Origin of the sequence: Mycobacterium sp. MS1601 (genome assembly GCF_001984215.1) — a bacterium.
GTDB lineage: Bacteria > Actinomycetota > Actinomycetes > Mycobacteriales > Mycobacteriaceae > Mycobacterium.
This window is the reverse complement of the sequence record NZ_CP019420.1, coordinates 6169949-6191799: the sequence shown is the minus strand read 5'-3', so window position 1 is coordinate 6191799 and position 21851 is coordinate 6169949. Positions and strand designations below refer to the sequence as shown.

The window sequence follows — 21851 nt, the reverse complement described above, 5'->3', positions numbered from 1 at the left end:
GGCAAGCGCCACCGAAAGCGTCGGCTATCGGAATTAGTCGGCGTCAGTCTCGGGAGGAGTTTCGCCGCTATCCGGGTGGCGGCCGCCTCGACCATTGTAACTACTGAGAAGGGCTGCTCCGCGCCGAGCAACCAAAATTCTCGTTGTTACCAGTGAGTTCTAGTGGGTGACGTCGCGCTCGGCGGCCATCGCGGCGCCGACGATGCCTGCCGAGTTCTGCAGCGCGGCAGCAACCACCGGAGTGCGGTTCTCGAGCAGTGGAATCCATTTGTCGGCCTTGCGGCTGATCCCGCCACCGGCGATGAACAGATCGGGCCAGATGGCGTTCTCGATCGCGACGAGAACCCGGGTGACCTCCTTGGTCCACCGCTCGTAGCTCCACTCTTTGCGCTCTTTGACCGAGGACGCAGCCCGGTGTTCGGCCTCCTTGCCACCCACCTCGAGATGGCCGAACTCGGTGTTGGGCAGCAGGATCCCGTTGTGGATCACCGCGGAACCGATACCTGTGCCGAACGTCAGCAGCACGATCAGCCCGGTGTTGTCGCGGCCGGCGCCGAAGCGTTCCTCGGCCAGGCCTGCGGCGTCGGCGTCGTTGAGAACGGTGACACGCTGGCCGTCGAGCGCCCTGGTGAAGGTCTCGTCGACGTTGGTGCCGATCCAGGCCTTGTCGACGTTGGCGGCGGTGCGCACCACGCCGTTCTGCACCACACCCGGGTAGGTCACGCCCAGCGGGCCGTCCCAGCCGAACTCCTTGGTGACCGCGGCGACGGTTTGGGCCACTGCCTCGGGCGTGGCGGGCTGGGGGGTGGGCAGTTTGAACCGTTCGCCGATCAGCGCGCCGGTGTCGAGGTCGACAATGCCGCCTTTGACGCCACTGCCGCCGACGTCGATGCCGAAGCCTTGGCGCTGCGTCGAGGAACTCGATTCGGTCATGACTGATCTCCCTAACGTGGCTGGCGGCAGGCGAACCACACCTTAGTGTGTCGATACCCACTTGGTGAGAGTGCCACCGGCTGTACATCGTGTGTTGCGATAGTCGGGTGACGTCTTCTTCAGCCCCAGAATCCGCTGCTTCGTCTCTTTCGGCACCACTGGCCGACGACGTGCTCCTTCAGTTGCGCGACGTGGCGCGTCAGATCTCCGCCGAAGCAGCGGAGTTCGTCCGGCGCCGTCGCGCCGAGGTGTTCGGCGACTTCTCCGACGCGGCGCCGTCGGAGGAGGTGGTGGCCGATTCGGTGCGCACCAAGAGCACACCCACCGATCCGGTTACCGTTGTCGACACCGAGACCGAGCGCTTGTTGCGCGACCGGCTGGCTCAGCTGCGGCCGGGGGACCCGGTGCTGGGTGAAGAAGGCGGGGGCCCGGAGGCCGGAGTTCCCGCGGGTGCGGTGACCTGGGTGCTGGATCCCATCGACGGCACCGTGAACTTCGTCTACGGCATTCCGGCGTACGGGGTGTCGGTGGCTGCCCAGGTCGACGGTGTGTCGGTGGCAGGGGCGGTGGCCGACGTGGTGTCCGGCGAGGTGTACTCGGCCGCACTCGGGCACGGTGCTTCGGTGGAAGGACCGGCAGGTCGGCGGGTCCTGCGCTGCAACGCCGTCGACGACCTGTCGATGGCGCTGCTGGGTACCGGATTTGCGTACGCCCCGACCCGGCGGGCGGCGCAGGGGGCGCTGCTGGCGAAGGTGATGCCGTCGGTGCGCGATGTCCGCCGGATCGGCTCGGCGGCGCTCGACCTGTGCATGGTGGCTGCGGGCCGGCTGGATCTCTACTACGAGCACCGCCTCAACGTGTGGGACTGGGCCGCAGGGGCGTTGGTGGCCCAGGAGGCGGGTGCGCACGTGCTGTTTCCATCGGATCCGGAGCAGTTGCTGGTGGCGGCTGCACCGGGTGTGGCGGCGGACTTCCGCGCGGTGCTGGACAGTCTCGGGGCGTTGGGGCCGATTCCCGAGTAGTCGCTTCAGCAGCTGGCGGAGTGGATCTTGGACAGCAGTGCGGGGTCGGCCGGCTCGGTGGCATCGGGCTGCAGTCCGGCGAGCACGGCGTCGATGTCGTCACTGTGGGTGAGTTCGGTGAAATCGGTGCCGATCACCAGGTCCACGGTGTCGGTTCCGCGTTCGTCTCGGAACAGCTCGGTGCACGGTGCCACCAGCCACACCGCGGCGGCCGCGGCCTCGCCGGCGGGGCCGAAGCGGATCTGGCCTTGGCACGTCAGCCGGGTGGACGCGTAGATCGGGTCGTTGTCGGCGGTGGGCTGGGCGAAGCCGAGATCGCGGAGTTCGCCGGCCACTTCCGCCGCCTGGCCGCCTTGACCGCTGGCGTTGAGCACGGTGATCTTGGTGTCGACCAGCCGTGCCGGCTCGGTGTCGGCGAAGTCGGAACTTCTCACCTGCTGCCCGAGTTGCGGGGCATTGGGGTCGGTGGCCGCGGGCGGCGGATTGCACACCGCTGCTTCGACGACCTCGGGTGGCCTGGTCAGGGCGATGGTCCACACCAGCCCGGTGATGACGGCAAGCACCGCCGCGACGATGACCCCAGGCCAGATGTTGCGGCGACGGAACGGTAATCCCCGCTTGTCGAAGGCGGTGCCCTCGGTGATGTGCGCGACCACGCCTGCACTCTAGAGGGCCGGTGCAAATCGAGGACTTGCCAAGATCAAGGGTATGTGATGTAAATCACACTTGATCGGAGGGGGTTCCGGGCACGAATCGTTTGGCGGAAGCGTTCGGCACTGGTACAAAGCTCTGCTGGCAAGAGGATGCGAGCGGGGCACCAAGAGGGGAACTGATCACCATGGCTACCGACTACGACGCTCCGCGTCGCAACGAGACCGACGAACCTTCCGAGGATTCGTTGGAGGAACTCAAGGCGCGGCGAAACGAAGCGCAATCGGCCGTAGTCGACGTCGACGAGGCAGAGGCCGGTGAATCGTTCGAGCTGCCCGGCGCCGATCTGTCCGGCGAAGAGCTGTCTGTGCGCGTCGTCCCCAAGCAGGCCGACGAATTCACTTGCTCCAGCTGCTTTTTGGTACATCACCGGAGCCGGTTGGCCAGTGAGAAGAACGGTGTGATGATCTGCAGCGACTGCGCGGCTTAGGCGTCAGCTGCGCAGGGCCGAGAGCAGCCGGTCGGGGTGGCGGCAGCTCACCAACCAGTACGGGGTGGGGTCGTCGGGGTCGTTGAGCACCACCAGGGCCATCGGACCCACCCAGGCTTTGTGCAGAACGTAGGCGGCCGGGTCCAGCTGACGGCCCATGGCCGCAGACTTCGCCGACCGCGGAATCTCGGCGGACCGGGCGATCACCGAGGCAGGTAGGTGAGCGGGCCCGGCCCAGAGTTCGACGGATTCGCCGTCGCTGACCACGGAGACCTCCGAGCGACTCATCCACAACAGCGCGGCGGCCGCCACGCCGAAGAGCACGGCGAACGGCACCCAGTTGGGCATGCCCTGGACGCCTTGATTGACCTCGAGCGCGATCAGTGCGGCCAGGCCGAAGCCGGGCAACCACCACCACCACGGCACCCAGAGTCGCTCGCGGTAGCGCACCGTCTGCGAGGTCTCGCGCGTTCCCACCACCGGGCCAAGAGTAGTCTCATCCCTCGTGTCGACCCGCCTGGCGGTGGTCCGCCTGGACCCCGGACTTCCCCTGCCCAGCCGTGCACACGTCGGCGACGCGGGCGTTGACCTGTTCAGCGCCGAGGACGTCACGCTGGAGCCGGGCCATCGTGCCCTGGTCCACACCGGGATCGCCGTGGCGATCCCGGTCGGTATGGTCGGCCTGATTCACCCGCGATCGGGATTGGCCGCGCGCGTTGGCCTTTCGATCGTCAACAGCCCTGGCACCGTCGACGCCGGATACCGCGGAGAGATCAAGGTGTCGTTGATCAACCTGGATCCGTCCGTGCCGATCGTCATCAACCGGGGCGACCGGATCGCCCAGCTGCTGGTGCAGCGCGTAGAACTGCCCGACCTGGTCGAGGTCACATCGTTCGACGAGGCGGGCCTGGGGGACACCACCCGTGGCGAAGGCGGCCACGGTTCATCGGGAGGACATGCGAGCCTGTGAGTAATGACAACGACGCCACCACCGGCGACGATCTTGACGGCCCGTTCGACATCGAAGATTTCGACGACCCCGAGGTGGCCAAGGTCGGCCGCCTCGATCTGGGGTCCGTACTGATCCCGATGCCCGCCGCCGGCCAGGTACAGGTGGAACTCACCCAGACCGGGGTACCCAGCGCCGTCTGGGTTGTCACCCCCAACGGCCGGTTCACCGTCGCGGCGTACGCGGCGCCCAAGAGCGCCGGGCTCTGGCGTGAGGTGGCAGGTGAACTGGCCGAGTCGCTGCGCAAGGACAACGCCCAGGTCAGCATCGAAACCGGTCCCTGGGGCCGGGAGGTGGTGGGCATCGCCTCCGGCGCGGTGCGTTTCATCGGGGTCGACGGCTACCGCTGGATGATCCGGTGTGTGGTCAACGCCGGCCACGAGACCATGGCAGCGTTGACGGTCGAGGCCCGGAAGGCCTTGGCTGACACCGTGGTCCGGCGCGACAGCACGCCGCTGCCGGTGCGCACTCCGTTGCCTGTGCAGCTGCCTGAGCCGATGGCCGCCCAGCTGCGGGCCGCCTCCGAGCAGGCGGCCGCCGCCGCAGCCCAGCAGCAGCAGTCCGGTGAGCAGCAGCCGCCCAACCCCTCCGCGCGGCGCAGTGCGCAGGGCTCGGCGATGCAGCAGCTGCGCAGCACCATCACCGGCGGCTGACCGCCTACAGGTCGGACAGCGCGTCCAGGCAGGCCGCACCCAGCACCGCCGGGTCGTGGCCGAACTCGTCGAGCGTCACGGTGCGCAGCGCTGCCCGGGGAGCCGCGGCCACCCACTCCACCCCGACCTCCAGCGGATGCACCGGGTCGTCGGTGGCCGACACCACCGCCATCGGTGCGGTCAGTGCCGCGAATTGGCCACTGGTGGGTGCCACATAGCCGGCGGCCGCTTCCATGGCGTCCGGCAGGTCCGGCCACTGGCTCACCCAGGAGCGGGTCAACTCGTCGGCCAGCCACGCCGGGCTGGAGGCCTGCATCCGGGCCGTGGCGGCCACCAGTCCGTCGCGGCGCAATTCCTCGGCCGAGTGCAGTGCCGCTGCGGCGGCGGGTGCATTCAGCGGCGGACCGGTCCACGCCGGCAACACGGCCAGCACCGCGATCACCCGTTGAGGGTGGGTGATTGCCCACGTTGCCGCCACGGCCGCACCCAACGAGACGCCCGCCACCACGATCGGCCCGCCGCGGGAGGCGTCGTCCAGCGCGGCGACATAGCCTGCCAACAGCTGTGCAGGTCGAGGCGCGTGGGGCAGTGGAACAGCACCCACGCTGCGAAGAGCCGGGCCGAAGGCGCGGTAGGTGTAGTCGTCGTCGGAACCGGTGCCCGGCAGCAGTACCGCCGACACGCCGTGCAGTTCAACAGCCATGGGATTGATCGTGCCTGGTGTCCGCATGAATTGATGGTTTCAGCTCCAGGCGGCGTGGCAATAGGGAACCAACGGGTCTACCGTGTCGTTCTGGAAAAAGAGGGTGGAGTTCCGCACTCAAGAGGCACTGTGAATTCGCTTCAATTGTCAGGAGTAGCGATGGCCGCGGCCGAAGGTTATCTGCGCCGGCTCACCCGCCGGTTGACGGAGGATCCCGAGCAACGCGACGCCGAGGAGTTGACGGATGAAGCCGTCGTCACCGGCGCGCAGCGTGCTATCGACTGTCAGCGTGGCCAGGAGGTCACGATGGTCGGCACGCTGCGCAGCGTGGAAGCCAACGCCAAGGGATGCGCAGGTGGGGTCAAGGCCGAACTCTTCGACGGCACCGACACCGTGACGCTGGTGTGGCTGGGGCAGCGCCGCATCCCCGGCATCGATTCCGGCCGCACCCTGCGCGTGCACGGCCGCGTCGGCAAGCTCGACAACGGCAGCAAGGCGATCTACAACCCGCACTACGAGATTCAGCGTTGAGTTCGAGCGAAGACACCGGTTACGAGTCCACCCCTGATCCCACGCCGGAGCGCACCACCGCCCAGGCGATGATGGATCAGATGGGCGGCGTCAGCGGGCTCATCTACTCGTCACTTCCGGTGCTGGCATTCGTCCCGGTCTCCTCGGCCTTCGGCCTGGTGCCCGCCATCGTCTCGGCTCTCGGTGTGGCCGCGCTGATCCTGGTGTGGCGCCTCTACCGCAAAGAGACCGTGCAACCCGCGGTGTCGGGCTTCATCGGTGTCGGGTTCTGCGCGCTGATCGCGTACCTGATGGGCGAGGCCAAAGGCTATTTCCTCTACGGCATCTGGATGTCGCTGCTGTGGGCCGCGGTGTTCGCCATCTCCGTGCTGATCCGCCGCCCTGTTGTCGGTTACGCCTGGGGCTGGGTCGGCGGGCACGGCCAGGACTGGCGATCGGTGAAGCGCGCTGTTCGGATCTTCGACCTCGCGACGCTGGCCTGGGTGGTGGTGTTCGCGTCCCGCTTCATTGTGCAGAACCACCTGTATGACGCCGATCAGACGGGCTGGCTGGGCGTGGCCCGCATCGCGATGGGCTGGCCGTTGACCGCAGTCGCTGCGCTGGTGACGTATCTGGCGATCAAAGCCGCCCAGAAAGCCATCAAAGAGTCTGAGCCGCAATCGGAGGCGCAGACCGACCTCGAACCCGGCGCCGCCCGCCAGACCGACTGACGGTGGCCGGTCGACGAGGCCGGCGTTGGGGTACACCCCCAGCGGAGCGAGGGGGCGGATGAGCCGGGGAGTGAGGGCCGGCCACCAGCCGGCAACGGCAAGCGGCGACCCCGAGGGTCGTGTGCTGATCGCCGTCACCGTGCTGGCGTCGTTCGTGGCGTTCCTGGACGGTTCGGTGGTCAACCTGGCATTGCCCGCCATCTCCGCCGACCTCGGCGGCGGTCTCACTCTGCAGCAATGGGTCGTCGACGGGTATCTGCTGGCCCTCGGAGCCCTGATTCTGGTGGCGGGCGCGGTTTCGGACGCACTGGGCAGGCTGGCGGTGCTGCGGGCGGGGCTCGTCGTCTTCGCGGCGGCGTCGATGCTGTGTGCACTGGCGCCCAGTGGCCCGCTGCTGGTTGCGGCACGGTGTGTGCAAGGCGTCGGAGCGGCGTTCCTGGTGCCGAGCTCGCTGGCGATGATCAACGAACGGTTCAGCGGTGCCGAGCAGGCCCGCGCCGTCGGCATCTGGACGGCGTGGACCGGGACGGCTTTTGTGGTGGGCCCGGTGCTGGGCGGTGTTCTGGTGGACACGTTGGACTGGCGGTGGATCTTCGCGATCAATCTGCCGCCGCTGATCCTCACCCTGTACCTGACCACCCGGCTGCCCACTCCGCCGCGGCCTGCGGGGCGCGGGTTGCGTGACGTCGACGGCTTCGGCGCGGTACTCACGGCTCTGGGGCTCACCGGTGCCGTGTTCGCGCTCATCGAACAGCAGCGGCTGGGTCCGTGGCATCCGATGGTGGTGGGCGCCTTCGTCCTCGGAATCTGCTGCCTGGCGGTGTTCCCGTTCTGGGAGCGTCGAGCCCGGCACCCGATGATGCCGCTGGAGATCTTCCACTCCCGCAACTTCGCGGTGGCCAACGCCGCCACGGTGTTCCTGTACGCCGGTGTGTCGCTGGGGATGCTGACGGTGACGCTGTTCCTGATGGAGACGGCCGCCCTGTCGGCCACCGCGGCCGGGCTGGCGACCCTGCCGATTCCGGTGCTGTCGTTCTTCCTGGCCGCCCGCTTCGGTGCGCTGGCCGGCAGACACGGCCCGCGGTGGTACATGGCCGCCGGTCCGCTGCTGGCCGCAGCAGGTTTCGCGCTGATGACCGGTGTCCGGGTGCCGTTCGACTTCTGGACGCAGCTGCTGCCGGGGTTGGTGTTGTTCGCCGTCGGGCTGTCGATGACGGTGACGCCGCTGACCGCCACCGTGCTGGCGGCCGTGGACGCGGCACACAGTGGCATCGGGTCTGCGGTCAACAACGCGGTGTCGCGGGTCGCCGGTCTGATCGCGATCGCGTTCATGTCCGTGATCGTCGGCGGCACAATCGATTTCGCTGGCTTTCAGCGGGCGGCCGTGGTGACGTCGGCGCTGTTCGCGGTGGCCGGGCTGATCTCCGCGGCCGGTATCCGCAACCAGCCTCCCGGCGAGGTGCCTGCCCTCGACAGCGCGCGCTGTCTCGATCGCGGCAGGTGAGCGTCAGTGCGCGTGTGAACTCGTCGGCAGCAGCAGTGCGCGCAGTTCACCCTCGACGTCGGGGAGGCCACCAACAGCAATTCGTCGCCACCTTCGAGCGGCTCGTCGGGCTGCGGCACGATCACCCGATTACCGCGCAGGATCGTCACCAGGGCAGCGTCTCGCGGCAGGTCCAACTTGCGGACCGGCTTGCCGCCCCACGGGGTGTCGTCGGGCAGGGTGATCTCCAGCAGGTTGGCCTCGCCCTTGCGGAACTCCATGATGTGCACCAGATCGCCAACGGCCACCGCCTCCTCGACCAGCGAGGCCAGCATGCGCGGGGTCGACACCGCCACGTCCACGCCCCAGGCTTCGTCGAACAGCCATTCGTTGCGCGGATCATTGACCCTGGCCACCACCCGCGAGACGGCGAACTCCGTCTTGGCCAGCAATGAGAGCACCACATTGGCCTTGTCGTCGCCCGTGGCGGCGATCACCACGTCGAAGTCCTCGGCGCGCACCGACTCCAACAGGGACAGCTCGCAGGCGTCGCCCAGGCGCCAGTGCGCCGCCGGGATGGCGTCGACGTCGATGTGCTCGGCATCGCGCTCGATCAACGTGACGTCGTGGCCGTTCTCCACGAGCTCGCGGGCGATCGAACGCCCCACGGCGCCGGCGCCGGCAATCGCTACTCTCATCGGCCGTCACCCGGCTCGAGATCATCTCCGGGCGGCAGCGCGGCGATGGCCATGGCCTCGGCGGCACGTCCGGAGACCGCGGCGATGTACACCTGATCGCTGGCCTGGATCACTGTCTTGGGCTCGGGCAGGATGCCGGCGCCGAAGCGCAGCAGAAACGCCACCCGCGCGCCGGTGGCCGTCTCGAGGTCGGTGACCCGGTGGCCCACCCACTGCTCGTGCAGCACCACCTCGGCCACCGCGACGGTCCCGGTGGGGTCACGCCAGCGGGCGGTCTCGGTGTCACCGGTCAGGGCATTGAGCAGCCGGTCGGTGGTCCAGGGGACGGTGGCCACGGTGGGAATGCCGAGGCGCTCGTAGACGGCGGCGCGCTTGGCGTCGTAGATGCGGGCCACCACCTTGCGCACCCCGAACGTCTCGCGGGCCACCCGCGCGGAGATGATGTTCGAGTTGTCGCCGGAGGACACCGCCGCGAACGCGCCCGCCTCCTCGATGCCGGCCCGCAGCAGCACCTCGCGGTCGAAGCCCATGCCGGTCACCCGATCGCCCGGAAAATCCGGTGAAAGCCGCTGAAACGCCATGTTGTCCCGGTCGATGATGGCCACTTCGTGACCGATCCGGGCCAAGCCGTCGGCGAGTGCTGCCCCCACGCGGCCGCATCCCATCACCACTACCCGCACCTGGCGTCCTTTCGGATGACCGTCTCCAGTGATCTGACCGTACGCGGAACGCTACCGCCATTTGTGCTTGGGCATACCCTTGGACCTCGTGTCCAAGCTTTCGACCGCCGCACGCCGGTTGGTTCTGGGTCGGCCGTTCCGCAGCGACAGCATGGGGCACACCCTGCTGCCGAAGCGGATCGCGCTGCCGGTGTTCGCCTCCGACGCCATGTCGTCGGTGGCCTACGCACCGGAAGAGATCTTCCTGGTGTTGTCGGTGGCGGGGCTCAGCGCCTACGCCATGACGCCCTGGATCGGCCTGGCGGTGGCCTTCGTGATGCTGGTCGTGGTGGCCAGCTACCGGCAGAACGTGCACGCCTATCCCTCCGGCGGCGGCGACTACGAAGTGGTGACCACCAACCTGGGGCCCACCGCCGGGTTGACGGTGGCCAGCGCGCTGCTGGTGGATTATGTGCTGACGGTGGCCGTTTCGATGGCGTCGGCCATGTCGAACATCGGCTCGGCGGTGCCGTTCGTCGCCCAGCACAAGGTGCTGTTCGCGGTGACGGCGATCCTGCTGTTGATGGCGATAAACCTGCGCGGTATCCGGGAATCGGGCACCGCGTTCGCCATCCCCACCTACGCGTTCATCATCGGCATGTTCGCGATGCTGGGCTGGGGGTTGTTCCGCATCTATGTTCTCGGCGATCCGCTGCAAGCCGAGTCTGCGTCCTTCGAGATGCACGCCGAATCCGACGACGTACTGGGACTGGCCATGGTGTTCCTGGTGGCCCGGGCATTCTCGTCGGGTTGCGCGGCGCTGACCGGGGTCGAGGCCATCAGCAACGGGGTGCCTGCCTTCCGGAAACCGAAGTCCCGCAACGCCGCTACCACACTGTTGCTGCTCGGCAGCATCGCGGTGGCCCTGCTGATGGGCATCATCCTGTTGGCCGAGAAGATCGGTGTGCAGATCGTCGACGATCCCGCTACCCAACTGGAGGGCGCGCCGGCGGACTACCACCAGAAGACGCTGGTGGCGCAGTTGGCGGAGACGGTGTTCGGCGGATTCCACCTGGGCTTCTTGTTGATCACCATCGTCACCGCGCTGATCCTGGTGTTGGCCGCCAACACCGCGTTCAACGGATTCCCGGTGCTGGGTTCCATCTTGGCCCAGGACCGTTTCCTGCCGCGTCAGCTGCACACCCGCGGTGACCGGCTGGCCTTCTCCAACGGCATCCTGTTCCTGGCGCTGGCGGCCATCGCGTTCGTCGTCGCCTTCGATGCCGAGGTGACAGCACTGATCCAGCTCTACATCGTGGGCGTATTCGTCAGCTTCACCCTCAGCCAGATCGGCATGGTGCGGCACTGGACCCGGCTGCTGCGTACCGAGACCGATGAGCAGGTGCGCGCCAAGATGATCCGCTCGCGCGTCGTCAACACTGTCGGATTCCTCTGCACCGGCTCGGTTCTGGTGGTGGTGCTGATCACCAAGTTCGTCGCCGGCGCCTGGATCGCGATCGTGGCGATGACGGCTCTGTTCGTGATGATGAAGCTGATCCACCGGCATTACGACACCGTGGCTCGCGAACTCGCCGAGCAGGAGGCCGAAAACGACGGGGGCGTGGTGTTGCCCAGCCGCAACCACGCCGTGGTGCTGGTGTCCAAGCTGCACCTACCGACAATGCGCGCGCTGGCATATGCGCGTGCCACCCGGCCCGACCTCTTGGAGGCCATCACGGTCAGTGTTGATGACGCCGAAACCCGCGAACTGGTGCACAAGTGGGAGGAAAGCGACATCTCGGTGCCGTTGAAGGTGATCGCCTCCCCGTACCGCGAGATCACCCGGCCGGTGCTGGACTATGTGAAACGCATCGGCAGGGAGTCACCGCGCACGGTGGTGACGGTGTTCATCCCCGAGTACGTGGTGGGTCATTGGTGGGAGCAGGTGCTGCACAACCAGAGCGCGTTGCGACTGAAGGGCAGGCTGCTGTTCGAGCCCAATGTGATGGTGACTTCCGTTCCATGGCAGCTCAATTCGTCGGAGCGGCTGAAGAAACTGGCGCCGCAGTCGGCGCCGGGCGACGCACGTAGGGGATTCCTGGAATGACAGAACTGACACTGACCGTCGGGTCCGCGGCCAACGGCGGCAGCTGTGTGGCTCGCCACGACGGTCGGGTGGTGTTCGTGCGCTATGCGCTGCCCGGGGAGACGGTGCGGGTGCTGGTAACCGATGAACGCGGATCCTATTGGCACGCCGAAACAATCGACGTCGTCGAGGCCTCACCGGACCGGGTGCCTTCGCTGTGCCCGATCGCCGGGCCGCACGGCTCCGGATGCTGTGACCTCGCCTTCGCAGAACCGGCCGCGCTGCGCGCACTCAAGGGCGACGTGGTGGCAAATCAACTGCAGCGGCTCGGCGGCTTCGAGTGGTCTGGAGTGGCACAGCCCATCGGCGACAGTGGCGCCACCGGCTGGCGCACCCGGGTGCGCCTGGAAGCCGGCGTTGACGGCCGTCCCGGCTTTCACCGCTACCGCAGCAACGACCTGGTGACCGACCTGCGTTGCGGCCAGCTGCCCGAGGGCATGCTCGCCGATCTGCCCGAGGACGCCATCCGGCCGGGGGATCAGGTGCATGTGGTGATCGACGACGACGGCGCAAGGCACGTGGTGTGCGGCGGTCCGCAGCGTCGCACCCGGGCTGTCGAAGGAGACTACGAAACCGTGCAGCGGGTGGGGCAGCGCAGCTGGCAGCTGCCGGCCACGGCGTTCTGGCAGGCGCACCGCGATGCCGCCACCCACTACAGCACTCTTGTCGCGGACTGGGCGGCAGCCGAGCCGGGAATGACGGCCTGGGATCTCTACGGTGGTGCGGGGGTGTTCGCCGCGGCGCTTGCCGACGCGGTGGGAGACACCGGACAGGTGCTCAGCGTCGACACCTCACGCTCGGGGTCGCGGGCCGGTCGCACCGCGCTGGCTGACCTGCCGCAGGTGCAGTTCGCCACCGACTCGGTGCGGCGGGCACTCGGTAAACAGAAGTCGGCGGACGTCGCGGTGCTGGATCCGCCACGCACCGGCGCGGGCCGCGAGGTTGTCGACACCATCGCGGCGGCAGGCGTGCCGCGAGTGGTGCACATCGGTTGTGAGGCGGCCGCTTTCGCCCGCGACATCGGCCTGTACCGCAAGCACGGATTCCAGGTGCGGGAGCTGACGGTGTTCGATGCCTTCCCGTTGACCCATCACGTGGAGTGCGTGGCGCTGCTGGTTCGTTAAGGTGTGTTGCAGGTGTGCCGGGAAGTCTGGTCGGCGGTCAGTTGTGCTGTCGTCGACAAAGGAGTGACTCGGTGCCCAGTCTTTTCCCCCGCGGTTCGTGGCCGGAAACCAAGCATGTCGCCGAGGTGCTGCGGCGGGAAACCGTCGGCGGCATGCTGCTGCTCATCGCGGCCGCTGCGGCATTGATCTGGGCCAACTCACCGTGGTCGGGTCTCTATCACGACATCTCGGAGTTCACGATCGGTCCGGCCGCACTGCATCTGGACCTGTCCATCGCCGCCTGGGCCGCCGACGGGCTGCTGGCCATCTTCTTCTTCGTCGTCGGTGTCGAACTGAAGCGCGAATTCGTCGCCGGGGACCTCCGGGACCCGGCCCGCGCCGCATTGCCCATCCTGGCCGCCGTCGGCGGTATGGCCGCACCTGCGCTCATCTACGTGGCGGTGAACCTGTCGGCGCCGGAGGGATTGGCGGGCTGGGCGGTGCCGACGGCCACCGACATCGCGTTCGCGGTGGCGATCCTGGCCGTCATCTCCACCCACCTGCCGAGCGCTCTGCGAACGTTCCTGCTCACCCTGGCGGTGGTCGACGACCTGCTGGCCATCACCGTCATCGCCATCTTCTACACCGACCACCTGGCGCCGGTGCCGCTGCTGCTGGCACTGGTGTCCGTCGCCGCATTCGGGCTGGCCGTGCAGCGTGGATACGGCAAGTGGTGGCTGTTGATTCCGCTCGGTGTGACTGCGTGGGCGTTGATGCACGCCAGCGGTGTGCACGCCACCGTCGCGGGCGTGCTGCTCGGGTTCACCGTGCCGGTGCTGGGCAAGCACGGGAAAGCCGAGCACTACGAACATCTGCTCCGACCGTTCTCGGCGGGTATCGCCGTTCCGGTGTTCGCGTTCTTCGCCGCCGGGGTGACGGTGGGCGGACTGTCCGGGTTCACGAACTCACTCGGTGATGCGGTGACGCTGGGCGTCATCGCCGGCCTGGTGCTGGGCAAACCGATCGGCATCCTGGGGACGACTTTCGTGCTGGCCAGGTTCACCCGCGCCAGCCTCGACGACGGCCTTGCCTGGCGTGACGTCTTCGGCGTGTCGCTGTTGGGCGGTATCGGTTTCACCGTGTCGCTGTTGATCGGTGAATTGGCCTTCGAAGGCAACGCCGTGGCGGGTGCCGATGTCAAGATTGGTGTGCTACTCGGCTCTGTTCTTGCTGGTCTACTGGCTGCGGTGGTGTTGCTGAGCCGCAACCGGACCTACCGCAGGATCGAGCTGCGCGAGACTCGTGATGCCGACCACGACGGCATCCCCGACATCTACCAGCCTCGTCGCGACTGATTCCAGGATCCGTGGGTAGACTGCCCGAATGCTTGAGCAGATCCGCGGTCCCGCTGATCTACAGCCCCTTTCGCAATCCCAGCTAAGTGACCTCGCTCACGAGATTCGCGAGTTCCTGGTTCACAAGGTCGCTGCAACCGGCGGACATCTGGGCCCGAACCTGGGCGTCGTCGAACTGACGTTGGCGCTGCACCGGGTCTTCGACTCGCCGCACGACCCCATCATCTTCGACACCGGCCATCAGGCCTACGTGCACAAGATGCTGACCGGGCGTTGCGAGGACTTCGACACGCTTCGGAAACAGGACGGGCTGTCCGGATATCCGTGCCGTGACGAGAGCGAGCACGACTGGGTGGAATCCAGCCACGCCAGCTCGGCGCTGTCCTACGCCGACGGCCTGGCCAAGGCTTTCGAGCTCACCGGCCACCGCAACCGACATGTGGTTGCCGTCGTCGGTGACGGCGCACTGACCGGCGGTATGTGCTGGGAGGCGTTGAACAACATCGCCGCCTCGCAGCGTCCCGTGGTGATCGTCGTCAACGACAACGGCCGCAGCTACGCGCCCACCATCGGTGGCCTGGCCGATCACCTGGCACATCTGCGTCTGCAGCCCGGATATGAGCGGCTGCTGGAGAAGAGCCGTGGCGCCGTCCGCGGTGTGCCGGTCATCGGCGAGTTCTGCTACCAGTGCATGCACAGCGTCAAGGCCGGCATCAAAGACGCATTGTCGCCGCAGGTGATGTTCACCGACCTGGGCCTGAAGTACGTCGGGCCCATCGATGGCCACGACGAACACGCTGTCGAGGCAGCCCTGCGTTCGGCGCGGGGCTACAACGCTCCGGTGATCGTGCACGTGGCCACCCGCAAGGGCATGGGCTACGGGCCTGCGGAGAACGACGAAGCCGAGCAGATGCACGCCACGGGCATCATCGATCCGCTGACCGGACTGGCCACCACGGTGTCGGCACCGGGTTGGACGGCCGCCTTCTCCGACGAACTGATCAAGATCGCCCGCAAGCGCCGTGACATCGTGGCGATCACTGCCGCGATGCCCGGCCCCACCGGGCTCAGCGCCTTCGGACAGCGTTTCCCGGATCGCCTGTTCGATGTCGGCATCGCCGAGCAGCACGCCATGACCTCGGCCGCCGGCCTGGCCATGGGTGGCCTGCATCCGGTGGTGGCCATCTACTCGACATTCCTGAACCGGGCCTTCGACCAGGTGATGATGGACGTCGCGCTGCACAAGCTGCCGGTCACCATGGTGTTGGACCGCGCCGGTATCACCGGGCCCGACGGCGCCAGCCACAACGGCACGTGGGACCTGTCGATGCTGGGCATCGTCCCCGGGATGCGTGTCGCCGCCCCGCGTGACGCCGCGACACTGCGCGAGGAACTGCGGGAGGCGCTGGCCGTCAAGGACGGCCCCACTGCGCTGCGGTTCCCCAAGGGCGATGTCGGCAAGAACATCCCGGCACTGAAGCGGCACAAAGGCGTAGATGTCCTGGCGGTGCCGGCCGACGGGCTCTCCGAGGACGTGCTGGTGATCGCCGCCGGACCGTTCGCGGCGATGGCGCTCTCGGTGGCCGAGCGTCTGCGCAACCAGGGCATCGGAGTTACCGTCGTCGACCCGCGCTGGGTGTTGCCCGTCCCGGAAGTCATCGCGGAGTTCGCCATCGCGCACAAACTGGTGGTGACCCTGGAGGACAACGGAGTCAACGGCGGTATCGGCTCGGCGGTGTCATCGGCTTTGCGGCGCAAGGAGATCGACGTGCCCTGCCGCGACGTCGGGGTGCCGCAGGAGTTCTTCCAGCACGCGTCGCGTGGGCAGATCTTCGAGAAGATCGGTCTCACCGATCAGCACGTCGCCCGCCAGATCACCGGCTGGGTTGCGGCATTGAACAACTCCGAAGTGCTCGCCCAAACCGATGTGTCGGCGCGAGAGTCGGAGTAATACGCCCGTCGGGTCGGTCAATCAGCGGTCTCGTCCTCCGAAACAGCGGTCAGTCGGCGCTGGCGCAGCACCCACGCCGCCACCGCCAACACCAGCACCAGGGCGCCCAGCACACCGGTCTGCACGATGGTCCTGGCGAACTCCGGGCCTTGGCCGACCAGCTTGGCTGCCTCCACGGACTGCACCACTATCTCCTTGATACAGGCCAGGATTCCGACGATCAGGAACGGCTCGACCGCGATCTCGTGTGAGCGCAGGCTGGTTCGCACCGCGTAGAGCAGTTCGACGAAGATGAAGATCAGCAGCACCCCGTCCAGCAGCTCGAGCATGACGTTGGAGGTGGGGGTGTCCAGCAGGGAGAACATGGTCTTCACCTGAGCCACCAGCAGGGCCACCGCTCCGGCGACCAGGATCGCCGCGATGGCCCAGTACACCGCGTCCTCGGCGACGCTCAGAACGCGGTCGGCGAACCGCTGCCGGTCCTTTTCGTCGCGCGTCTCTTCCTTTTCGGCCACGCCGCCGCCCTTCAGCTCGCAGGTGGGTGTGTGTTCCCCCGCGTCAACCTGGCGAAACGTCGGTGGGTTGCGTCAACGCGGTAGTCAGCACCGGCACTGTCAGGTCACGCTGCCATTGGCGGGCTCCACCGTCACGCAGGAACTCTTCGATGGTGGCAGCGGGATCCGGCGTCGCCACCCAATCCCAGCACAGCCGTCGCACCAGGTCGGGGGACAGCAGATTCTCGGTGGGGACTTTCACCTGCTCGGAGAGCGCGTTGAGGCCGCTGCGGGCGGCGTCCAGTCGGGCGGCCGCCTCGGGTTTGCGTTTGCTCCAGCGCACCGGCGGCGGGGGACCGTTGGTGGGTTCGCTCGAGCTGGGCGGTTCGGGGTTCTGCCGGGCGGCCGACAAGGCGGCCAGCCACACCTGGGCGTGCCTGCGTTGCTTCGGGCCGCCGAACACCGGAAGTGCAGTCAACTCGTCGACGGTCTTCGGATCCGCTTGTGCGGCACTGATTATCGCGGCGTCCGGAAGGATGCGTCCCGGTGCGATGTCACGCCGGCGGGCGATGTCGTCACGCACCGTCCACAGTTCGCGCACCGCGGCCAGCGCCCTCGGGTTGCGGACCTTGTGGATGCCGGACGTGCGCCGCCAGCGGTCCCGGCGGGTGGGTGCGCCTTCGAACGTGCGTAGGTGGTCGAATTCCTGTGCTGCCCAGTCGGTCTTGCCCTGGTCGGCCAGCACCGCCGCTACGGCGTCCCGCAACTCGATCAGTACCTCGACATCCAGGGCGGCGTAATTCAGCCAGTCATTCGGCAGTGGACGTTTGGACCAGTCGGCGGCGCCGTGGCCTTTGGCGAGCCCGAGGCCCAGCAGCCGGGCCACCATGGCGGCCAGGTTCACCCGGTCGAAGCCGGCAAGGCGACCGGCCAGTTCGGTGTCGTACAGAGCGGGGGGACGCATGCCCACCTCGGCCAGGCACGGCAGGTCTTGGTCGGCCGCGTGCAGGATCCACTCGTCGGAGTTCAGCACGTCGGCCAGCGGCCGCAGAACCTCCAGTGAATCGCCACCGTGGCTCACTGGATCCACCAGCACGGTGCCCGCTCCGGCGCGTCGGATCTGGATCAGATAGGCCCGATTGGAGTACTTGAAGCCCGATGCGCGTTCGGCGTCCACCGCGAACGGTCCCGTACCGCCGCCCAGAAACTCTGCCGCAGCAGCGATGTCGTACTTGGTCACCGAGACTTCGGGAACGCCGTCGGCGGGCCGGGTCAGCGGTTCGGGTGCGGCTTTGTCGTCCAGGTCGGGGTCGTCCAGGTCGGGGTCGTCCAGGTCGGGGGTGGGGGCCGGGTCCGTCATCTCAGGCGCGGGACCGGGTGCCCAGGTCGGTGACGCCCACCGGCGGCAAGCCCGCGGCATGCTCGAGCACCTCGCAGAACGCCTGCACATGGGTACCGAGGTCGGGGGAGGTGGCTGTCCACGACGCCCGCAACTCCAGTTGGTGCGCGCGCGGCGGGCCGGAGATATCGCCGTAACGCACCGAGGTCGTGGCGGTCACGGTGCCGCCGAGGGCGGTGACATGTTCGGAACGTGACTCCAGTGCATCCACCAGCCAGCTCCAGGCGACCTCGGGCAGCAGCGGGTCGATGGCTTCGGTGGAATCCAGGTCGGCCTGGATGTAGGCCACCAGACGCATGGTGCCGTCCCAGGCGTCTGAGCCGTCGGGGTCGTGCAGCAAGATCAGTCGGCCGAATGCGTCGCCGTCGGAGGTCTCGGGGATCACCGCGTCTTCGGGATGCTTGACCTCGGCGCCCACCGCGTAGCTGAACGGCGCGAGGCGCTGCGGCGGTCGGATGGGGCCGAGTTCTATCTCCGGTCGGACGATCGCGGCACTCATCGCCTCCACCGCCGCCTGGAATTCAGCAGGCTCGCCCACAGTCACACATCGACGCTAGACCCACCGGCCCGGCGCGGCACGCAGGCGCGCCGTTTTGGGGGGCAAACCCACTTTGGGAATCACCGGTCCGCAGTGGCAGCATGGAGCGCGATGAATACCCGCCGTGAGCTGCCCTCCTCGCCCTATCTGGCCGCCGCCGCAGGCCGTGTACCGGACCGGGTGCCGGTGTGGTTCATGCGGCAGGCGGGCCGGTCGCTGCCGGAGTACCGGCAGCTGCGCGCCACCCACAAGATGCTCGACGCGTGTTTCGACGCCGAGTTGGTCACCGAGATCACCCTGCAGCCGGTACGCAGGCACAAGGTGGACGCCGCGATCCTGTTCTCCGACATCGTGGTGCCGCTGCGCGGGGCGGGCATCGACCTGGACATCGTGCCGGACGTGGGACCGGTGATCGCGCACCCGATCCGCACCGATGCCGACGTGGCCGCCATCAAACCGCTTGACCCGCAACAGGTAGCGCCTGTCTCCGACGCGGTGTCCCTGTTGGTGGCCGCACTCGGCGAGGTCCCGCTGATCGGGTTCGCCGGGGCTCCGTTCACGTTGGCCTCGTATCTGGTGGAGGGCGGCCCCAGTAAGAATCACGAGCGGACCAAGGCGATGATGTTCGGCGCCCCGCAGACCTGGCACGCGCTGATGACCGCGCTGACCGATATCACGATCGGCTTTCTGCAGGTGCAATTGGCCGCCGGGGTGGACGCCATCCAGGTGTTCGACTCGTGGGCGGGCACCCTGTCGCTGCGCGACTACCGCACCCATGTGCTTCCGCATTCGTCACGGGTGTTCGCCACGCTGGCCGACGCCGGCGTTCCCATGACGCACTTCGGGGTCGGCACCGCCGAACTGCTGGGAGCCATGAGCGAGGCAGGCGCGGGGGTCGTGGGGGTGGACTGGCGCACGTCGCTGGCCGACGCCGCCACCCGGGTGCGGCCCGGTACCGCGCTGCAGGGCAACCTCGACCCGGTGGTGCTGTTGGCCGGCTGGGAGGTTGCGCAGCAGCATGCCCGCGCGGTGGTCGACGACGGTCGCCGAGCCGTCGAAGCGGGTGCCGCCGCCCACATCTTCAACCTCGGCCACGGTGTGCTGCCCCCCACCGACCCCGGCATCATCACCGACGTGGTGGCCCTGGTGAAATCGTTGTGACGTCGTATTGTGTTGTCGGCGGGGGGATTTCGGGACTGACCGCGGCCTACCGGCTGCGCTGTGCCTTGGGTCCGGCGGCCCGGATCACACTGTTCGACCCCGCCGACCGCCTCGGCGGGATCCTGCGCACCGAACGGCTGGCAGGCCAGCCGATGGACGTCGGCGCCGAAGCATTCGTGGTGCGGCGCCCGGAGGTGCCCGCGCTGCTCGACGAACTGGGGCTGGCGGGCCGTCAGATCGGCACCACCGGTGTGCGGCCCCTGATCTACGCGCAGCGCCGGCTGCACGGCATGCCGTCGGACACGGTCAACGGCGTGCCCAGTTCGGCGGCGTCGGTGACAGGTCTGGTCGACGACGCCACCGTCAGCCGGATGGCCGTCGAACCCACCACCGGGCTGGACTGGCGCCCCGGCTCCGACCCCACCGTCGCCGCGCTGGTGGGGGACAGGTTCGGCACGCAAGTGGTGGCCCGTTCGGTGGATCCGATGCTGGCAGGCGTCTACGCGGGTTCGGCGGCGACCATCGGATTGCGCGCCGCTGTTCCCACCGTGGCCGCCGCCTTGGACCGAGGCGCCCGCAGTCTCACCGAGGCAGTGCGCTCAGCGCTGCCACCGAACACCGGGGCGCCGGTGTTCGGTGCTGTCGAGGGTGGCTACGAAGTGCTGCTGAGGGAACTGATCGCCCGCAGCGGGGTGCACTGGGTGGGTACCGCCGTCGAGGAACTGCAGCGTGACGGCAGCCGGTGGGCGCTGCGCGACGACGAGGGCACACAGTGGCGCGCCGACGGCGTGGTCCTTGCCCTGCCCGCCCCGCGCTTCGCGCGACTGACCGCAGCGGTGGCGCCGCGTTCAGCGGCGGCCGCCGCCCGTATCGAGGTGGCCTCGTCGGCCGTGGTGGCCCTGGCGGTGCCGGGTGGAACTCCGCTGCCGCAGCGCTCCGGGGTGCTGGTTGCCAGCGGAGAACGCTTGCACGCCAAGGCGATAACACTGTCCACCCGTAAGTGGGGCAGACGCGGCAACTGCGAACTGTTGCGGCTGTCGTTCGGGCGCTTCGGGGACACTGTCGCCCGCGACACCAGCGACGAAGATCTGGTGGCGTGGTCGCTGGCCGATCTGGCCGAGGTGTTCGATGTGTCGGTGGAACCGGAGGACGTGCTGGTGCACCGGTGGTTGGAGGCCATGCCGCAGTACGGCCCGGGGCACGCCGCGATCGTGGCCGAGGTCCGCGCCGGTCTGCCGCCCGGACTGGCTGTCGCGGGCAGCTACCTCGACGGCATCGGGGTGCCCGCCTGTGTCGCCGCGGCGGGTCGTGCAGTGTCCGAACTCACCGGCCGCGACCGTTGAGCATCGTGGCACCATAGGGGCCATGTCACGCCTGGATTTCGACGCACTCAACTCCACCATCCGCTACCTGATGTTCTCCGTGTTCGCGGTCAACCAGGGGGAGCTGGGTAGCGCCGAGCGCGACCGCCAAGAGATCGTCGAAGAGACCGCCACCTTCCTCAAACAGCAGGAGGACAAGGGTGTCGTGGTGCGCGGCATCTACGACATCGCGGGCATGCGGGCCGACGCCGACTACATGTTCTGGACCCACGCCGAGCGCGTGGAGGACCTGCAGGCCACCTACTCCGACTTCCGTCGCACCACCACCCTGGGCCGGGCCAGCGCCCCGGTGTGGAGCAGTGTCGCGCTGCACCGCCCCGCGGAATTCAACAAGAGCCACATCCCGGCGTTCCTCGCAGGCGAGGAGCCCGGCAACTACGTGTGTGTCTACCCGTTCGTGCGGTCGTTGGACTGGTATCTGCTGCCTGACGACGAGCGCCGCAAGATGCTCGCCGACCACGGCATGGCGGCTCGCGGTTACAAGGACGTCCGTGCCAACACGGTGCCCGCGTTCGCGCTTGGCGACTATGAATGGATTCTCGCTTTCGAGGCACCCGAGCTGTACCGGATCGTCGACCTGATGCGGGACCTGCGGGCCACCGAAGCGCGCAGGCATGTGCGCGAGGAGATTCCGTTCTTCACCGGGCCGCGGGTGGCGGTGGAGCAGTTGGTGGAGCGCCTGCCCTGACCTCGCGGACATGCACGTGAATCTGCCCGCCTGGTAGGCAGTAAACCGCGAATCGTCGCCCCTGGGCTTGCTAGCCTGGTGCGCACCGAGTC

The 21851-nt window shown here is 68.0% G+C and carries 22 protein-coding genes and 1 pseudogene; 14 read left to right on the top strand and 9 right to left on the bottom strand.

Going from position 1 to position 21851, the window contains the following annotated elements:
• Positions 1-159: 159 nt before the first annotated feature.
• Entirely contained in the window at positions 160-933 is a 774-nt protein-coding gene (ppgK, locus tag BVC93_RS29575; protein ID WP_083740508.1) for a polyphosphate--glucose phosphotransferase, read from the bottom strand.
• Positions 934-1091: 158 nt separating this feature from the next.
• Here ppgK and BVC93_RS29570 point away from each other — a divergent pair, with 158 nt between their 5' ends.
• Positions 1092-1955 carry an inositol monophosphatase family protein gene (locus tag BVC93_RS29570; protein ID WP_192860437.1) on the top strand — a complete coding sequence of 288 codons (864 nt, stop codon included), beginning with the start codon at positions 1092-1094 and terminating at the stop codon, positions 1953-1955.
• Between the two features lie 5 nt (positions 1956-1960).
• Here BVC93_RS29570 and cei read toward each other — a convergent pair whose 3' ends face one another.
• Positions 1961-2611 carry an envelope integrity protein Cei gene (gene cei / locus BVC93_RS29565; RefSeq protein WP_083740507.1) on the bottom strand — a complete coding sequence of 217 codons (651 nt, stop codon included), beginning with the start codon at positions 2609-2611 and terminating at the stop codon, positions 1961-1963.
• 182 nt (positions 2612-2793) lie between these two features.
• Here cei and BVC93_RS29560 point away from each other — a divergent pair, with 182 nt between their 5' ends.
• Positions 2794-3096: a DUF4193 domain-containing protein gene (locus BVC93_RS29560; RefSeq protein ID WP_083740506.1), complete on the top strand. Its 303-nt coding sequence runs from the start codon at positions 2794-2796 to the stop codon at positions 3094-3096.
• A 3-nt stretch (positions 3097-3099) separates the two neighbouring features.
• On the opposite strand, the gene BVC93_RS29555 is transcribed toward BVC93_RS29560, so the two are convergent.
• Positions 3100-3576 carry a DUF3093 domain-containing protein gene (locus BVC93_RS29555; protein ID WP_083740505.1) on the bottom strand — a complete coding sequence of 159 codons (477 nt, stop codon included), beginning with the start codon at positions 3574-3576 and terminating at the stop codon, positions 3100-3102.
• Positions 3577-3601: 25 nt separating this feature from the next.
• Here BVC93_RS29555 and dut point away from each other — a divergent pair, with 25 nt between their 5' ends.
• Together dut and BVC93_RS29545 are read left to right on the top strand one after the other, a co-directional pair.
• Positions 3602-4066: a dUTP diphosphatase gene (gene dut / locus BVC93_RS29550; RefSeq protein WP_083740504.1), complete on the top strand. Its 465-nt coding sequence runs from the start codon at positions 3602-3604 to the stop codon at positions 4064-4066.
• The gene (locus tag BVC93_RS29545; protein ID WP_083740503.1) at positions 4042-4758 is read left to right on the top strand and encodes a DUF3710 domain-containing protein; all 717 of its coding nucleotides are present in this window, start codon (positions 4042-4044) and stop codon (positions 4756-4758) included. Before dut ends, BVC93_RS29545 begins: the two co-directional genes overlap by 25 nt.
• A gap of 4 nt (positions 4759-4762) precedes the next feature.
• Here BVC93_RS29545 and BVC93_RS29540 read toward each other — a convergent pair whose 3' ends face one another.
• Positions 4763-5461, bottom strand: a complete 699-nt coding sequence (locus tag BVC93_RS29540) for an alpha/beta fold hydrolase (RefSeq protein ID WP_083741457.1) — start codon at positions 5459-5461, stop codon at positions 4763-4765.
• A 159-nt stretch (positions 5462-5620) separates the two neighbouring features.
• On the opposite strand from BVC93_RS29540, the gene BVC93_RS29535 reads away from it, so the two are divergent.
• The 3 genes from BVC93_RS29535 (at position 5621) to BVC93_RS29525 (ending at position 8206) form a co-directional block, all read left to right on the top strand.
• Complete coding sequence (locus tag BVC93_RS29535) at positions 5621-5992, top strand: OB-fold nucleic acid binding domain-containing protein (RefSeq protein ID WP_083740502.1); 372 nt, start codon at positions 5621-5623, stop codon at positions 5990-5992.
• Between the two features lie 68 nt (positions 5993-6060).
• Complete coding sequence (locus BVC93_RS29530) at positions 6061-6702, top strand: DUF3159 domain-containing protein (protein WP_192860435.1); 642 nt, start codon at positions 6061-6063, stop codon at positions 6700-6702.
• Between the two features lie 58 nt (positions 6703-6760).
• Complete coding sequence (locus BVC93_RS29525) at positions 6761-8206, top strand: MFS transporter (protein ID WP_083740501.1); 1446 nt, start codon at positions 6761-6763, stop codon at positions 8204-8206.
• A 3-nt stretch (positions 8207-8209) separates the two neighbouring features.
• Here the strand turns inward: BVC93_RS29525 and BVC93_RS29520 are convergent.
• Both BVC93_RS29520 and BVC93_RS29515 read right to left on the bottom strand, forming a co-directional pair.
• Positions 8210-8883 (bottom strand): annotated as a pseudogene (locus BVC93_RS29520) (potassium channel family protein).
• Positions 8880-9563 carry a potassium channel family protein gene (locus BVC93_RS29515; RefSeq protein ID WP_083740500.1) on the bottom strand — a complete coding sequence of 228 codons (684 nt, stop codon included), beginning with the start codon at positions 9561-9563 and terminating at the stop codon, positions 8880-8882. Before BVC93_RS29515 ends, BVC93_RS29520 begins: the two are co-directional and overlap by 4 nt.
• 88 nt (positions 9564-9651) lie before the next feature.
• Here BVC93_RS29515 and BVC93_RS29510 point away from each other — a divergent pair, with 88 nt between their 5' ends.
• The 4 genes from BVC93_RS29510 (at position 9652) to dxs (ending at position 16097) form a co-directional block, all read left to right on the top strand.
• Positions 9652-11649, top strand: a complete 1998-nt coding sequence (locus BVC93_RS29510; RefSeq protein WP_083741455.1) for an APC family permease — start codon at positions 9652-9654, stop codon at positions 11647-11649.
• Positions 11646-12812 (top strand): class I SAM-dependent RNA methyltransferase, encoded by a 1167-nt coding sequence (locus BVC93_RS29505; protein WP_083740499.1) that lies wholly within the window; start codon positions 11646-11648, stop codon positions 12810-12812. Before BVC93_RS29510 ends, BVC93_RS29505 begins: the two co-directional genes overlap by 4 nt.
• A gap of 71 nt (positions 12813-12883) precedes the next feature.
• A complete protein-coding gene (gene nhaA / locus BVC93_RS29500) occupies positions 12884-14146 on the top strand; it encodes a Na+/H+ antiporter NhaA (RefSeq protein ID WP_083740498.1) in 1263 nt (420 codons plus the stop codon).
• A 28-nt stretch (positions 14147-14174) separates the two neighbouring features.
• Positions 14175-16097 (top strand): 1-deoxy-D-xylulose-5-phosphate synthase, encoded by a 1923-nt coding sequence (gene dxs, locus BVC93_RS29495; protein WP_083740497.1) that lies wholly within the window; start codon positions 14175-14177, stop codon positions 16095-16097.
• 17 nt (positions 16098-16114) lie between these two features.
• Here the strand turns inward: dxs and BVC93_RS29490 are convergent, their stop codons facing one another.
• The 3 genes from BVC93_RS29490 to BVC93_RS29480 are packed head-to-tail and all read right to left on the bottom strand — an operon-like array spanning position 16115 to position 18489.
• The gene (locus tag BVC93_RS29490) at positions 16115-16612 is read right to left on the bottom strand and encodes a phosphate-starvation-inducible PsiE family protein (RefSeq protein ID WP_083740496.1); all 498 of its coding nucleotides are present in this window, start codon (positions 16610-16612) and stop codon (positions 16115-16117) included.
• A 43-nt stretch (positions 16613-16655) separates the two neighbouring features.
• Positions 16656-17951 carry an HRDC domain-containing protein gene (locus BVC93_RS29485; RefSeq protein ID WP_083740495.1) on the bottom strand — a complete coding sequence of 432 codons (1296 nt, stop codon included), beginning with the start codon at positions 17949-17951 and terminating at the stop codon, positions 16656-16658.
• Between the two features lies 1 nt (position 17952).
• Positions 17953-18489 (bottom strand): DUF3000 domain-containing protein, encoded by a 537-nt coding sequence (locus BVC93_RS29480; RefSeq protein WP_236950519.1) that lies wholly within the window; start codon positions 18487-18489, stop codon positions 17953-17955.
• 150 nt (positions 18490-18639) lie between these two features.
• Between BVC93_RS29480 and hemE the strand changes: the two genes are divergently transcribed.
• Genes hemE through hemQ form a run of 3 tightly spaced genes read left to right on the top strand, consistent with a single transcriptional unit; the run spans position 18640 to position 21759 of the window.
• Positions 18640-19689 (top strand): uroporphyrinogen decarboxylase, encoded by a 1050-nt coding sequence (gene hemE, locus BVC93_RS29475; RefSeq protein ID WP_083740493.1) that lies wholly within the window; start codon positions 18640-18642, stop codon positions 19687-19689.
• Positions 19680-21032 carry a protoporphyrinogen oxidase gene (locus BVC93_RS29470; protein ID WP_083741454.1) on the top strand — a complete coding sequence of 451 codons (1353 nt, stop codon included), beginning with the start codon at positions 19680-19682 and terminating at the stop codon, positions 21030-21032. The genes hemE and BVC93_RS29470 overlap by 10 nt, the downstream gene beginning before the upstream one ends.
• 22 nt (positions 21033-21054) lie before the next feature.
• Entirely contained in the window at positions 21055-21759 is a 705-nt protein-coding gene (gene hemQ / locus BVC93_RS29465) for a hydrogen peroxide-dependent heme synthase (RefSeq protein ID WP_083740492.1), read from the top strand.
• The last annotated feature ends 92 nt before the right edge of the window (positions 21760-21851 follow it).